A 13,130-nucleotide genomic window follows, 5' to 3' on the forward strand; every position below is an offset into this window, starting at 1 on the left:
TTAAACATCTTTGGGTTTTTAGTGAGAGAAATTATCTCATACAGACAACATTTTTATTATAAACTAGTTATGGAATGGATGTAATGGATTTAATAAAAGAGAGAAGTAATGGGGAGGGGAGTAAGACAATAAAGCCTTTCCCCCATTTTAAGACACAGGGATCCATACGGCTGCAGTCAGGAATACAGGAAAAACAATTTCATAAAATATTTATTTCCCACTAACTGTAAAGTTATCATGGGACAATTCAGTAAATTCATTAGCTTGTTTTTGTTCTCAGCGGTACATATAAGTCAACTCTGCATTTCCCTTCTGCATCTTCAGCAGGATTATTCATATTAAATTCGAGGTTATGTCTATCGTAATCCGGGTCATATCCGCTATTTGGCAGCCATTCTCCAAACATGTACTGATAGGCATTATGCAATTTATCTGGGGTATCATAGAATGGATAGAGAGCATACTCCCCTGCATCAATTTTTTTAAACATTACTTCCTGATGTTCCTCTTTATTAAAGCCTTCAGGAATAGTAACACAGGCATCGTGGCGGCAATTCTTGCTCTCCACCAGATCAGGATTATCCAATGATATGCCAATGAAAGATTCCTGCGGAGGATATAATCCATGATTGCTTGCCCATCCAATCAATCTTCCCCAATGATCCTGCGGCTCAAAATAACTTCCGGTACGCCTGATATACGCTACTTCTGTTTCAGGCAATTTCTTTACAATGATCTCCATTTTAAACATCCCACTTATTGGAATTATTTCCCTTGAATTATGTTCTCTATCTTTCTTAATATTCCTTCTCCAATTTCATTTTTTCTCCAACAAAAAAAGCGCGCAGCTTTTATGCTGTACGCGCCTTTATATAGCAAATGCATGATTGCCTATTTTTTTCACAACTTCACGTGAAAAGATCCACTGGCTTGTGGCTGTTTCAGGGTTATAAAAATATAGGAACTCTTCATTTTGCTCCTTATCAATAAGAGCTGTCTCAACGGCCTGAACTGCTTCATTACTTGCCGGTTCATTGATTGAACCATTTTGAACAGGTTCAAAAGCATTCTTCTGATAAATAACATCTTTGACTGTATCCGGGAATTGTTCGTGCTCAACACGATTCAGAACCACGTCAGCAACCGCTACTTTTCCTTCAAACGGCTCCCCTTTTGCTTCAGCCTGTACAAGACGTGCAAGCAGCTTTTTTTCTTCCTCTTTGATGAATCGATGATCTGTTGATGATGACTCTTTCACGTCAACCTCAACTTTTTTATATGTTAATGTTTCTGCAGCTTTCTGATCCACTGTCTCAGCATCAAAATGATCAGCAGGAAACATGCTATATGAACCCATAATGAGTGAAATGGCAGCAACAAATGTTACTAAATTTTTCATTTGTAAACCTCCTGTTTGTAGTTTTTAGGCAAAAACAGGCCACTTATAAGGCTATCAGGTTTACAATGTGAACTCATTAGTGAATCTATGGGAGAATTACCAGTCAAGAAATAAGAATATTCAATTTGCTCTAATAATAATGTAAGATGTATATTTGTTATAGCATGCCTTGAAAATAAATAATTAAACTTGATGGTTAACAGCCTGGAAAGTGAATGAGGTGTTAAAATAATTGAAAGTACTTGAAACAGATCGATTAATTCTTCGCTGGTTAACACCAGATGATGCAGCATTCATTCTCGAACTTTTAAATGAACCTGCATGGATTCGTTATATTGGCGATAAAGGTGTACGAACGCTTGAGGATGCTAAGAATTATATTTTGACCGGACCCATGAAAATGTATTCTCAATTTGGCTTTGGCCTTTTTCTCGTCGAGCGAAAAGAAGGAAGCTCTCCTATTGGCATGTGCGGATTGATAAAACGAGATACTTTAGACAATGTTGATATTGGTTTTGCTTTTTTATCCAGATATCAAACGCAAGGTTATGGGTTCGAGTCAGCTTCTGCTACATTGAAATATGGTCATGAACAGCTGGATATGGAACGGATCCTGGCCATCACATCCTTAGACAATCATGCTTCCTCCAGACTGCTTGAAAAAATTGGTATGAAATATGAAGGGACGATTATTTTGGATAAGGAAGAGCTTAAATTGTTTGCATCCGAAAAATAAGTTCTTGGAGTTTTTTTCTATCCTTAAAAGGTGTCTCCCCCACTTATTAAAAATTAAGCCGGGGCAGCCACCTTCTTTATTAACTTAAATATCCATTAAATAGTCCATCAGTTTTTCCTTTATCTCCTCATCTGCAAAAGCTGCTTCTACACTATTCATATAAATTTGTTTATAATCCTCAGCACTCATAGCAAATTCCTTCGAAACAATATCACATTCATTTGCCATCGTTGTATCCGATACCGTTCTGTTGTCCGTATTAACCGTTACTTTTATTCCATCCCGATGGAAGTCGGAAATGGGGTGGTCGCTAAATTGGTTTACCGCTTTCGTTTGGACATTGCTGGTTGGGCACATTTCAAGCACTACCTGTTTTTCCTTTACAAGTTTATATGCCTCTTCACAGTCTTTAATAAATACACCGTGTCCTATTCGTTCAGCTCCCAGCCATTCAACAGCCTCCAGCACATTTTTTCCGATTCCCGTTTCACCTGCGTGGATGGTGACTTTATAGCCATATTCTCTTGCCAGCGCAATTGGTTCAATGAATTTTCCACAGAAGCCTTCCTCCTCGGAAGCACATAAATCAATGGCGACAACCCCTCTTCCCAGGAATGCCTTTCCCTTTTCGACGACCTCAAATGCACTTTCCACACTCATCGTTCTCATGCATGACAAAATGACATTTCCATTAATATCAAATTCTTCTTCAGCTTCTCTCATCCCTTCAATCACACTTTGGATGATTTCTTCTACGGATAATCCCTTTCGAGTATGAAGCAGAGGGGCAAAGCGGACCTCCATGTATTTCACGTTTTCCTTTGCTGCATCTTCAAATAGCTCATAGGATATTCTTTTCAAATTTTCTTTTGACTGCATGACCAAGTTAGGAATGGAGAATCTTTTTAAATATTCATCCAGGGATTCGCAATCCAACGGGGCAATTAGTTCTTCTTTGATTTTTTCTTTATCAAAAGAAGGCAGGCTGATGCCTTCTCTCTTTGCGATATCAATAATGGTTTCTGGTCTGACACTCCCGTCCAAATGGCAGTGAAGTTCAATTTTAGGCATAATAGTAAAATTCATAGCTGGACCTCCTAGATTTTTTAACAAAAAAATTCCTGATTACGAAGAAAATACAACACATGTATCTTCTTCGTAATCAGGAATTATAGGTTCCTGGTAGAGACCTCCAAACCATATTATTGGAGTTATACGAATGAAAGTATTTCATTAGGTTTTTTAAAAGGATAAATAATATTATCTTTTTTGTCAATCACTTATTTAAAGTTTTATCAGCTCTTCAATATGCCCTATTGCACCCTGAAGCCGTTCCTTATAATCTCCGCTCAGGGTTTTGTAATCAATCTTATGATTGTTCAGGAGTTTTTTTAGAGCATCGTTGTTTAGGAGCCTTACATCGTGCTCTCCATGAACACGAAGTCCATCATCCACCCATTTCACATCAGGTTCCAGGTATAGCCACAGGTCATAATCCTGCAGGCTCGCAATTTCATCCAGTACTGCTTGATGTTCATGGTTGTAAAGGTTGGAATAGAATTGAGTCACGATTGCCTCCGTATCGATAAAAACAACTTTGTTTGCTTTTTCAATCGCCTTGATTTCTTCAAGCTTATGGCCATAGGCAATTTTGTGGTAATCTTCCTTAACCATAATCCCTTCGCAGCCGCCTAATTCTTCACATACGGTTCGGCCATATTCCTCAACATAGGAAGTGTTGTAGATTTTAGCAAGATTTCTGGTCAAGGCAGATTTGCCGCAGCTTTCAGTACCCACCACTACAACCTTTTTAACGAAATAAGGTTTAACAAAGTCAGGGATGTACTCCCAATAAAGAAAAACGCCTTCATTACGGATTGCTGTTGCCGAAATATTCACATGTCCCCGATTGGGATCAATCAATTCGTGTTTGGCCTCTGGATAAAGTTCATTAAAAATATCGTTATATTCATACTCTGAACTAAATACATAATCAATGCGCTTTCCAATTGCCTGTTTTATATCCCTGGCACCTTCAGCCCAATTGTAATCTTCATTCCCCTGATGGTCTTTAATGGAAATGACCTTAACATGCGGCATATCTTTAGTTAATTGACTGAGCCAGCGCAAACGGATATGTGGCGGAATATAAGCCATTTTAGAATGCTCGCACAATTGCCTGTCACGCAGTTCGCTATGGGACAGCACAACGTACAGTTCGTCAACGATGGATGAGGCCTGAACGATGGCATAGACATGGCCAAGATGCAGGGGAAGAAACTTTCCTCCAATAAACCCGACTGTCATTTAAACCTCCTCCTTATTCTGTTTCACATATAATTTCCGCCAGTTGATATAACCATAAATACTGTTGACCAGGAAAGCCGTCCACATGACTAACATTGAAAAGTCGTTGCCGCCCTGTGTGATGAGAGCACCCGCCCAAAGGATAATGGATAATACATTAACGGAAATCCATAGGAGCCATTGCTCTGCAAATCTCTTCAGCATCAATATTTGAGCAGTAATAGAAAGAACGTTTGTAGCTGAGTCCGTCCAGACAAAATTGCCTTCTAAATATCTAAGAAAAAACCCATATCCAATTGTGAGTACAGTAATAGATACTAATGTATAGAGCCAGCCCTTTTTTGACAGACTTTTAACTTTCACATCTTCTCCTTTAACAACCTGATTTGTTTTATGCTTTCTCCACAGGTAAATACCGATAAATTGAACCGGAAAATAAAACAGGGCATTGAGCATGGCTTCTCCATAAAGACCATAACCGTAAGCAATATAAGCATAAGTTAAGGTCTGCACGATGCCAAAGTAATAGTTGGCAATCTTCCCCTTTGCCACCAGCACCACACATAACATGCCGCTTATGGATGAAATCAGGCCTAGCAGTGAATCAGACCAGGCAAAGAAAAGATAAATGTTAACAAGCGTAAATGTGATCAGCCATATAATTTCAAACCGCGTCCAGTTCTTAAAAATCCCCATGTGAATCTCTCCCCTTATATGATTTGCTTTTCACCCTTGCAGCTTATTTCTATATACGGACACAATCGGCTGAAAGTCATTAAATCGATAAAGCTGAGCCGGCGTTTTAGAATAGCGGTTTGATTTCTTGGGCTTTCCGTCTTCCGATATAGCTTCAATAAATGGAAGTGTCGGTGCTTTTCTGAAAAAGGCAGCATCAGTGGAGATCGAAGGATCATCCAACACCGTCAATAAGACCCCCTGCAGTTCAGAAAGCACAAATTCCTCAGGCAGAAAATGCTTGGCCAGTGTTGTCAGCGCCATATCTTTTTTTATAAACCAAAGTGCATCATCGATAATAGTCCGATGATCAAATGCAAGATCAAGTTCAACTGCTTCTTCAAGTGAAAATAGCTCAATTTCAGATGCATCATACGTTTTTTTCCGGCTCCTTAATGCCGCTTCATTTGCAATAACATAATGTGCATTAGAGATTATCCATCCCCGCTGATCCCGCCCAGGCGAATCGTAGATACCAAAATGCTTTATTTTCAGTTCTTCCACTCCTGTTTCCTCAGCTAACTTTCGCTCCGCTGCCTGAAATGCAGTTTCTCCTGACCGGACAAATCCTCCTGGAAGCGCCCACTTCCCTGCTTCCCTGTTCGGATTCCCTTCGTGGTCCAGCTCACTTCTTCTAATCAGCATAATCTTCAGTTCTTTTTTTGGAGGTTTATACTCTCCAACTTGTTCAGATGTGATCGTAAAAACCGCAATATCACTTGTATAACCGTCTGGTGTAATAAAGGTTTGATTCTTCAAATTCGGTTCACCTCTTTTTTTAATTAACATTTTGTTAATTGTTAATTAAAATATATTCCATTTTTTTCTTTCAGTCAATACATTTCTCATTAATACAAAAAAAACTGCTCAAAATTTCGAGCAGCTTCTTTTGTATTAATGCTGATTTTTTATTACTTCTTGTCCCCTTACATTCCATGTAACTGCAAAAATGAGGGCTGCAAGTACACAAGATGCGGTTAAGAGCATGAATCCTGCATCCCATCCAGATGCATCTACAATAACACCCATTAACGCATTAGCTGTTACAGTACCTCCAAGATAACCAAACAAACCGGTTAATCCTGCTGCAGTACCGGCAGCCTTTTTCGGAACGAAATCAAGTGCCTGAAGGCCGATAAGCATTACTGGTCCATAAATAAGGAAGCCAATAGCAATTAAACAGATCATATCGATCATTGGATTACCTGCTGGATTAAACCAGTACACAAGAACGGCGATTAATACTCCCAGCATAAACACGAAACCTGCAGGACCTCGGCGACCTTTAAAAAATTTATCAGAGATCCAGCCGCATAATAGTGTTCCTGGTATACCCGCCCACTCATACAGAAAATAGGCTACGCTGGATTTGCTCATATCAAAGCCTTTTTCTTCGCTCAAATAAGTCGGTGCCCAATCCAGAACGCCATATCGGACGAAATAAACGAAAATATTCGCAATAGCAATGGCCCAAACCCACTTATTATTTAAAACATATTTGAATAGAATCTCTTTTGTTGTTAATTCTGTTTCAAAAGTTTTCTTTGTTTTACTTGGGTAATCATTACGATATTCTTCAATGGATGGAAGTCCAGCCGACTGTGGAGTATCGCGAATAAGGAAGTATGCCACGAAAGCAATAACAATGGCTATAAGTGCGGGTAAAATAAAAACACCTTCATAGCCTGTTGAAGAACTTCCGGCTATGCCTGCAAACATTGCGGCTCCTGCCACAGCAAGAGGTGCCATAAGCCCCCCGCCGACATTATGGGCTACATTCCATATAGCTGTTTTGTTTCCTCTTTCATTGATGCTGAACCAGTGCACAAGGACTCGGCCAGATGGAGGCCAGCCCATACCCTGAAACCAGCCATTCAAGAAAAGCATAATAAACATAATAGCAACAGACGAAGTAAAGAATGGTACAAAGCCCATCAATAAAGAAATGATTCCCGAAAGAATTAATCCTGCAGGAAGAAACATTCTTGGATTGCTTCTGTCTGAAAAAGTCCCCATGACAAATTTACTGATGCCATAGGAAATAGAAATAGCGGAAAGCGCAAAGCCCAGTTCCGTTTTAGAAAAACCTTCTTCAGTCAGATATGGCATAGCTAATGAGAAGTTTTTCCTGATCAAATAATACGCTGCATAGCCAATGAAAATCCCTAGAAAAACTTGAAATCTGAGTTTTTTGTACTCAGAATCAATTTGGTTCTCAGGTAATCTCTCGATTGGGGGTGCAGGCTTGAACAATTTGAACATATGAGTTCCCCCTTGGGTAAATTTAACAACAAAATTAACAAAAAAAACAAAACCCATACTTTAATAACACTTTCAGGAATGAAAGTGCCAAAAAGCATGGGTTCTCCGTTTCTCCACCATAGTTAACTTGTCTGTGACAATTCTAGTATTATTTGTAAACGTTGTCAATAGAAATTAATATGATCATACAGTACAACAAGATGCGTGCTTTTGTCAGTCCTACTTCACACTGGCTAAAGCACGCACCAAAAATCATTCCTACAACTTCACTTCAACAGGCCGAACTGACTTATCCTCTTCACTTTGTACAACAGGCTTCTTTGACCAATAAGTCGCCAGAATCGGCCCTGAAATGTTATGCCAGGCAGCAGCCAGCACGCTTGGAAGTGCTGCCAATGGACCAAAGTGGGCAGTCGCAAGCGCAACGCCAAGACCTGAGTTCTGCATGCCAACTTCAATGGCAATCGCTCTCCGGTTTACTTCATCCTGGCCAAGCACTTTTCCTGCAAAGTAGCCAAGCAGGAGGCCGAATCCATTATGCAGCATGACGGCTGTAAAAATCAGAAGCCCAGATGCGGCAATGGTTGCCGAATTGCCTGAAACGACTGCAGCCACAATCGTGATAATCGCCGCTACCGAAATAAGCGGTAAAACAGTCAAGCTTTTTTCTACAGCCACAGGGAAGAATTTCTTGATTGCCAGACCTAGAACAATTGGAACAATGATAACCTGGACAATAGACATAAACATGGCAACAGCATCAACCGGCATCCACTGTCCCGCAAGCAGCAGGAGAAGCAGCGGTGTCATGATTGGCGCCAGTAAAGTTGAAACGGAAGTCATGGCGATGGACAATGGTACATTTCCCTTTGCCAGATACACCATAACGTTAGAGGCAGTTCCCCCTGGTACACATCCGAGCAAAACAAGTCCCGCTGCCAATTCTGCCGGCAAATTCAAAAGTTTCGCAATGACGAAAGCGACAAGCGGCATGATAATGAACTGTGCACAAACACCGATTAACACAGGCAGCGGTTTAGTAAAAATGATTTTAAAATCCACTGCCTTAAGTGTAAGCCCCATTCCAAACATGACGACACCGAGAAGGATGGTGATAAAGCCTCCCAACCCTAAAAATGGGTCTGGAAACATAAAAGCAATAACCGATGTTAAGAAAACCCACACGGCAAAATATTTCCCTGCAATGGTACTGACCGCTTCTAATACCTTCATATCATCACGCTCCTTCTTTTGTCTTTAAGATTTTATTTGGATTAAACAGGTTATCCGGATCAAGGGCATTTTTGATTTTTTCCATAACCTGAAGCGCCAGACCATGTTCTTTTTGCTGATACTTCTGCTTGCCTACCCCTACACCATGCTCACCCGTACATGTACCGCCCCGTTCGAGAGCATAGAGGACAATTTGTTCATTGAACTTTTCAGCTTTTGCCACCTCTTCGGAATTACTCATATCAATCATCAGGAGGGTATGGTAATTTCCATCCCCCACATGTCCGACGATTCCTCCAGGAAGTCCCAGTGTATCGACCGCTTCCCTCGCATGGCTGATAGCGCCAGAAAGTTCTGAAATCGGCAGACAAACATCCGTCACCATCATTTTCTTTCCGGGATGGCCATGGATATAAGCATAGGCAAGGTTATGCCTGGCCTCCCATAAGCGATTTCTTGCTGCATTATCGGTTTCAAATTCAATATCGAGACAGTGATGGTCTTCGACTATTTCTCTTGTGAACGCGACATCCTGCTTCAAACCGGCTTCATTGCCGTGAAACTCCAAAAAGAGTGTTGGACTTTCGTTATAGTTCGTTTCACTGAACAGGTTCACCTGCTTCATGGATGGTTCATCGACAAGCTCAACCCTGGCAATCGGAACACCTGCCTGTAAAATGGAAACAACCGCTTCAACCGCATCGTTTAATGAAGGAAAAGAAGCTCTTGCCGCCGTCACATGCTCCGGAATACCATATACTCTTAATGTCAGTTCTGTAAAGCAGCCAAGCGTCCCCTCAGAACCAACGAATAAACCATTCAAATGGTATCCGGATGAGGATTTAGCAGCTAAATTGCCTGTATGTATGATCGACCCATCAGCAAGTACCACTTCCAGATCACGAACCTGATCACGCATGACTCCATATTTCACAGAAGTAGTTCCGCTGGCATTCGTTGCCGCCATTCCGCCAAGCGTAGCATCCGCTCCTGGATCCACAGAAAAAAATAGTCCATATTTTTTCAATTCCTTGTTTAGCTGCATGCGGGTCACGCCAGGCTGTACCCTAACAAGAAAGTCATTCTCACGTACTTCCAGAACTTTATTCATAAGCGAAAAATCAATCGTAATTCCATGTTCGTACGGTATCACATGCCCCTCAAGACTGGATCCCAGTCCAAAAGGAACAATTGGAACTTTATATTTGTTTGCCAGCTTCACAATTTCACTGACCTGCTGGGCCGTTTCCGGAAAAACAACCAGGTCAGGAAGACTCTCCATATGGTATGATTCATCCCTGCCATGCAATTCTCTTACTGTCTGATTTTCTGTCACCTGCTGCTCAGTAAGAAACTCTCTTAAAGCCTGCAGGAGGCTCATACTCGCTGTTTCCATCCTATACTCCTTCTTTCTTATTCGGGGAATTTGGTCAAACCAATGTTATAATTGGTCCAACAAGTTAAATTAATTATACTAACTTATCAGAAGAATTCAATTATTTATTTTATTATTTTTATAGTATTGATTAATAGATTTTAGGTCTGTTACATTTAGGAAAGTAAGAAAGGCCTATTTTGAAAAGAGGGTACGGGGAATGGCAGAGAAAAAAAAGACCTATCTGGTTTTAGCAGATAAATTGATAGAATGCTATTTGGGAGGAAATCTTAAACCAGGTGAACGGCTGCCTTCAGAAAGAGAATTGGCAGTTCAATTCAATGTCAGCCGGACAACCATCAGAGAGGCCCTCAGAACCCTGGAACTGAACGGGCTCATCGATATCCGCCAGGGAGGCGGAAGCTACGTTAAAGTCGCTGAGATCAAATCAAGCAAAGAAGAGATCATCACAGCTGTCAAAGCAGAAAACCCGCTGGTATATGAAATGCTTGAACTGAGGCGTGCACTGGAAGCTGAATCCTCCTTCCTTGCAGCCAAAAGAGCCACCCCGGCAGACCTTGAGAAGCTGCGGATAGCTTTGAATCATATGGCTCTGTCCAAGCAGGACCCAGAATTAGGGTTAAAAGCCGACCTTGACTTTCACATTGGGATTGCCGAGGCCACCCATAATTCGATCTTCATAGACTTGATACATACCCTGAGGGGACATATGGAAGATACGATTAAGGCTACACAGAATCATCGCTTTAAGGATCCGGCCCGTTACGAGGATACAATGGAAGAACATAAGGAAATTTATCTGGCTATTGCCTCTGGAGATGGAGATAGAGCAAAGGAATTGATGGAGGGGCATATTACGAAAATCAGGGCGGAACTGGTGGAGTCGATGATTTTATAAAAACAAGCAGACACCAATCAGGTACCTGCTTCTATCAGCTCAGTTTCCAGCTCTATTTCATCGTCTAAATATTTGGTCGTGCTATACCCATAAATCTCCAGTGACTTAGGAGTTACTTTCTTGCCATGTATCTTTGTACTTTGAACAGTAAAGAAGTGACGGGGCTGTCCCATTACTTCGTATATTTTTGGCGTAATCTTTTTCATATCGTATTCTTTTCCATTTTTATCAACAATAATTCCTTCATGATCCATTTCCATTGAGGAATCATCACCTTCTTCAGTCACTATATTGTAATGAAGTGATTCATACGCCCGATTCTTTATTTCGTGATTACTGAAAACAACAGTAGCAGACTGACCCATTTCCACCTTATCTATTGAGATGGTACTGCCCGCATATTCAAAGGTTTGCGGATATTCCCTGGAAGCATCAAGGGCAATCGTTTTATTGTCTACAATTGACAAATAAACACTATCGAATCGAACTTTCACTTCATCGGTTTCTTTTTCAAATAGAGGTTTAAAATGAGCCTGAAACTTGCTCCATCTCAAATCATTCTGTGCATGTACGTATGAGTTCCCGTATAAATCAGCTTCAGCAACTTTATTATTAATTTCTAAATTTTCGAAATCGATCATGTCGATCCTCTTTTCCGGCTGTTCATTTTTGAGTCCATATTGCAGAATTGTCCCTGTTGGAGCAAGGATTAATTTATCAATCAAGACTGCTGTCCCCTCAATTTCAACTTCTTCATTCAATGCATACTCGACAGAGGGTTTTTTTGTAACAGGAATGTCAAATTTCCAATCCCCTTCTTCCGGTTCCATATTCACATATGAATCTGAGGAGTTTCGTTTTAATTTCAAAACCTTATTTATATTTAGCTGAATGGTGGCTTTATTTTCTTTCAGCGGCCTCAGACTCATTTTCCCATGATAAATGTTCTTTTCCTTTTTATTAAGATCTGACTCCATATCTGGCGGAATGTACATAGGATAGGTATTTGCCACCATTATTTTCATTTCGTCCTCAATAAAAATGCCATCATCAATGTTAATCATATATTGATTGTTGTCATTGATATCTTCTATTACATAAAAAATAAGAGTTTGAATCTCATCAGCAATCACACTCTTAATTTTTATTTTAACCCCATTGCTTTCAGCTTCCAGCCCCAGCCTTTCACCTAAATCCTCCTGAAGAAAAACGCGCAGCTCCTGATTTTCTTCCGTCAATGAGTAATAGATTTTTGGAAATATCCCGGTGAAGAAACCTGTACACATGAATAAGACGAAGACACTTGCTGAAATAAATCCAATTCTTTTGCTTTTCTTCTTCCTCAGCTTAATAGAATTTTCCCTTTGTGAGACTCGTTCTTTTACGTTTTCCATGAAATCTGCGGGTACGCTGAATGTCTCAATGGTTTCAGAGAAGTTCAAGATGGTTTCCTGCAGAGATGCCAGATCATCCTGGCAGTTATGGCAATGATAGATATGCATTTCAAAATCGATTTTCCGCGGCCGTTCCAGTTTTCTTTCCAGGTAATTTACGTAAAGCTTTTGGTATTCAATGCAGCCCTGATAGTCCTCTCCATTTCCCAATCCTTTTCTGAGCAATTGGAACCCTGAAAATAAAAACTCCTTTATCTGTTCAGATGACAATTGGAGAAGCTGTGCAGTGTCCTCTCTGGAGATTCCTTTTATATAGGTTAAGACCAGCACTTCTCTTTCCTGCTCTTTTAACTGCTGCAGTGCATTAAATACTCTTTCCTCTGAAGCTATTAAACTATTTTCAATAGAAAGCTCCCGGCAGATACGTATAAAAATAGATAAAACCCGCAGTTCAAAAGATGTGCTTCTTGTAAACTTTGACAGCTCCTTATGCACCTGTAAAATAGCACGATAAAAAAGCTCCTCAATTTTGAGTTGGCTCCCCAGATAGGACCAGCCGATTATATAGAGGGATCGCTGATGCTGATCGAACCATTCAACAATGGATTCTATTTCTTTTACACTTATCGTCAAGGGTAAAACGGGTTTATTTTTAGCTGGGATGATCAAGACCTTTCTCCCCTCTATGCGCCTAATTAGTAGTTTACTTGGTTTTATTATAACGTTTAAAGTGATATTATTCACCAAAATTTGGATAAGAAAGTCATATT

The 13,130-nt window shown here is 40.3% G+C and carries 12 protein-coding genes and 1 riboswitch; of the genes, 2 read left to right on the forward strand and 10 right to left on the reverse strand.

Going from position 1 to position 13,130, the window contains the following annotated elements; all coding sequences use genetic code 11:
- Window positions 1-259: 259 nt before the first annotated feature.
- Entirely contained in the window at window positions 260-742 is a 483-nt protein-coding gene (locus AC3WTL_RS07020; RefSeq protein WP_222496906.1) for an AraC family transcriptional regulator, read from the reverse strand.
- Window positions 743-868: 126 nt separating this feature from the next.
- Window positions 869-1,399 carry a cell wall hydrolase gene (locus AC3WTL_RS07025; protein WP_222496907.1) on the reverse strand — a complete coding sequence of 177 codons (531 nt, stop codon included), beginning with the start codon at window positions 1,397-1,399 and terminating at the stop codon, window positions 869-871.
- A 232-nt stretch (window positions 1,400-1,631) separates the two neighbouring features.
- Between AC3WTL_RS07025 and AC3WTL_RS07030 the strand changes: the two genes are divergently transcribed.
- Window positions 1,632-2,135: a GNAT family N-acetyltransferase gene (locus AC3WTL_RS07030; protein ID WP_222496908.1), complete on the forward strand. Its 504-nt coding sequence runs from the start codon at window positions 1,632-1,634 to the stop codon at window positions 2,133-2,135.
- Between the two features lie 84 nt (window positions 2,136-2,219).
- Here AC3WTL_RS07030 and add read toward each other — a convergent pair whose 3' ends face one another.
- The 7 genes from add to AC3WTL_RS07065 all read right to left on the reverse strand — a co-directional run bounded on the left by add (window position 2,220) and on the right by AC3WTL_RS07065 (window position 10,068).
- Entirely contained in the window at window positions 2,220-3,221 is a 1,002-nt protein-coding gene (gene add, locus AC3WTL_RS07035; protein WP_248347003.1) for an adenosine deaminase, read from the reverse strand.
- A 53-nt stretch (window positions 3,222-3,274) separates the two neighbouring features.
- Window positions 3,275-3,374: riboswitch (purine riboswitch) on the reverse strand.
- Between the two features lie 45 nt (window positions 3,375-3,419).
- Entirely contained in the window at window positions 3,420-4,442 is a 1,023-nt protein-coding gene (nadR, locus tag AC3WTL_RS07040; protein ID WP_492369249.1) for a multifunctional transcriptional regulator/nicotinamide-nucleotide adenylyltransferase/ribosylnicotinamide kinase NadR, read from the reverse strand.
- Window positions 4,443-5,138 carry a nicotinamide riboside transporter PnuC gene (gene pnuC / locus AC3WTL_RS07045; RefSeq protein WP_248346999.1) on the reverse strand — a complete coding sequence of 232 codons (696 nt, stop codon included), beginning with the start codon at window positions 5,136-5,138 and terminating at the stop codon, window positions 4,443-4,445.
- A gap of 30 nt (window positions 5,139-5,168) precedes the next feature.
- The gene (locus AC3WTL_RS07050; RefSeq protein ID WP_248346996.1) at window positions 5,169-5,936 is read right to left on the reverse strand and encodes an NUDIX domain-containing protein; all 768 of its coding nucleotides are present in this window, start codon (window positions 5,934-5,936) and stop codon (window positions 5,169-5,171) included.
- A 135-nt stretch (window positions 5,937-6,071) separates the two neighbouring features.
- On the reverse strand, window positions 6,072-7,439 hold the full coding sequence (gene glpT, locus AC3WTL_RS07055) for a glycerol-3-phosphate transporter (protein ID WP_248346994.1): 1,368 nt from the start codon (window positions 7,437-7,439) through the stop codon (window positions 6,072-6,074).
- Window positions 7,440-7,697: 258 nt separating this feature from the next.
- Window positions 7,698-8,672: a bile acid:sodium symporter family protein gene (locus AC3WTL_RS07060; RefSeq protein ID WP_492369250.1), complete on the reverse strand. Its 975-nt coding sequence runs from the start codon at window positions 8,670-8,672 to the stop codon at window positions 7,698-7,700.
- Between the two features lie 4 nt (window positions 8,673-8,676).
- A complete protein-coding gene (locus AC3WTL_RS07065) occupies window positions 8,677-10,068 on the reverse strand; it encodes an FAD-binding oxidoreductase (protein WP_492369251.1) in 1,392 nt (463 codons plus the stop codon).
- Window positions 10,069-10,267: 199 nt separating this feature from the next.
- Here AC3WTL_RS07065 and AC3WTL_RS07070 point away from each other — a divergent pair, with 199 nt between their 5' ends.
- Window positions 10,268-10,966, forward strand: coding sequence for a FadR/GntR family transcriptional regulator (locus AC3WTL_RS07070; RefSeq protein WP_222496916.1), 699 nt, complete (start codon window positions 10,268-10,270; stop codon window positions 10,964-10,966).
- A 17-nt stretch (window positions 10,967-10,983) separates the two neighbouring features.
- On the opposite strand, the gene AC3WTL_RS07075 is transcribed toward AC3WTL_RS07070, so the two are convergent.
- Window positions 10,984-13,029, reverse strand: coding sequence for a DUF4179 domain-containing protein (locus tag AC3WTL_RS07075; protein WP_492369252.1), 2,046 nt, complete (start codon window positions 13,027-13,029; stop codon window positions 10,984-10,986).
- Window positions 13,030-13,130: the final 101 nt, after the last annotated feature.

Source organism: Cytobacillus sp. EB106-05-05-XG126, from assembly GCF_058791715.1.

Bases quoted from the DNA above. Each gene is read 5' to 3' on its own strand.
- AC3WTL_RS07020 (WP_222496906.1), bottom strand. From the start codon at position 742: ATGGAGATCATTGTAAAGAAATTGCCTGAAACAGAAGTAGCGTATATC.
- AC3WTL_RS07025 (WP_222496907.1), bottom strand. From the start codon at position 1,399: ATGAAAAATTTAGTAACATTTGTTGCTGCCATTTCACTCATTATGGGT.
- add (WP_248347003.1), bottom strand. From the start codon at position 3,221: ATGAATTTTACTATTATGCCTAAAATTGAACTTCACTGCCATTTGGAC.
- nadR (WP_492369249.1), bottom strand. From the start codon at position 4,442: ATGACAGTCGGGTTTATTGGAGGAAAGTTTCTTCCCCTGCATCTTGGC.
- pnuC (WP_248346999.1), bottom strand. From the start codon at position 5,138: ATGGGGATTTTTAAGAACTGGACGCGGTTTGAAATTATATGGCTGATC.
- glpT (WP_248346994.1), bottom strand. From the start codon at position 7,439: ATGTTCAAATTGTTCAAGCCTGCACCCCCAATCGAGAGATTACCTGAG.
- AC3WTL_RS07060 (WP_492369250.1), bottom strand. From the start codon at position 8,672: ATGAAGGTATTAGAAGCGGTCAGTACCATTGCAGGGAAATATTTTGCC.
- AC3WTL_RS07065 (WP_492369251.1), bottom strand. From the start codon at position 10,068: ATGGAAACAGCGAGTATGAGCCTCCTGCAGGCTTTAAGAGAGTTTCTT.
- AC3WTL_RS07070 (WP_222496916.1), top strand. From the start codon at position 10,268: ATGGCAGAGAAAAAAAAGACCTATCTGGTTTTAGCAGATAAATTGATA.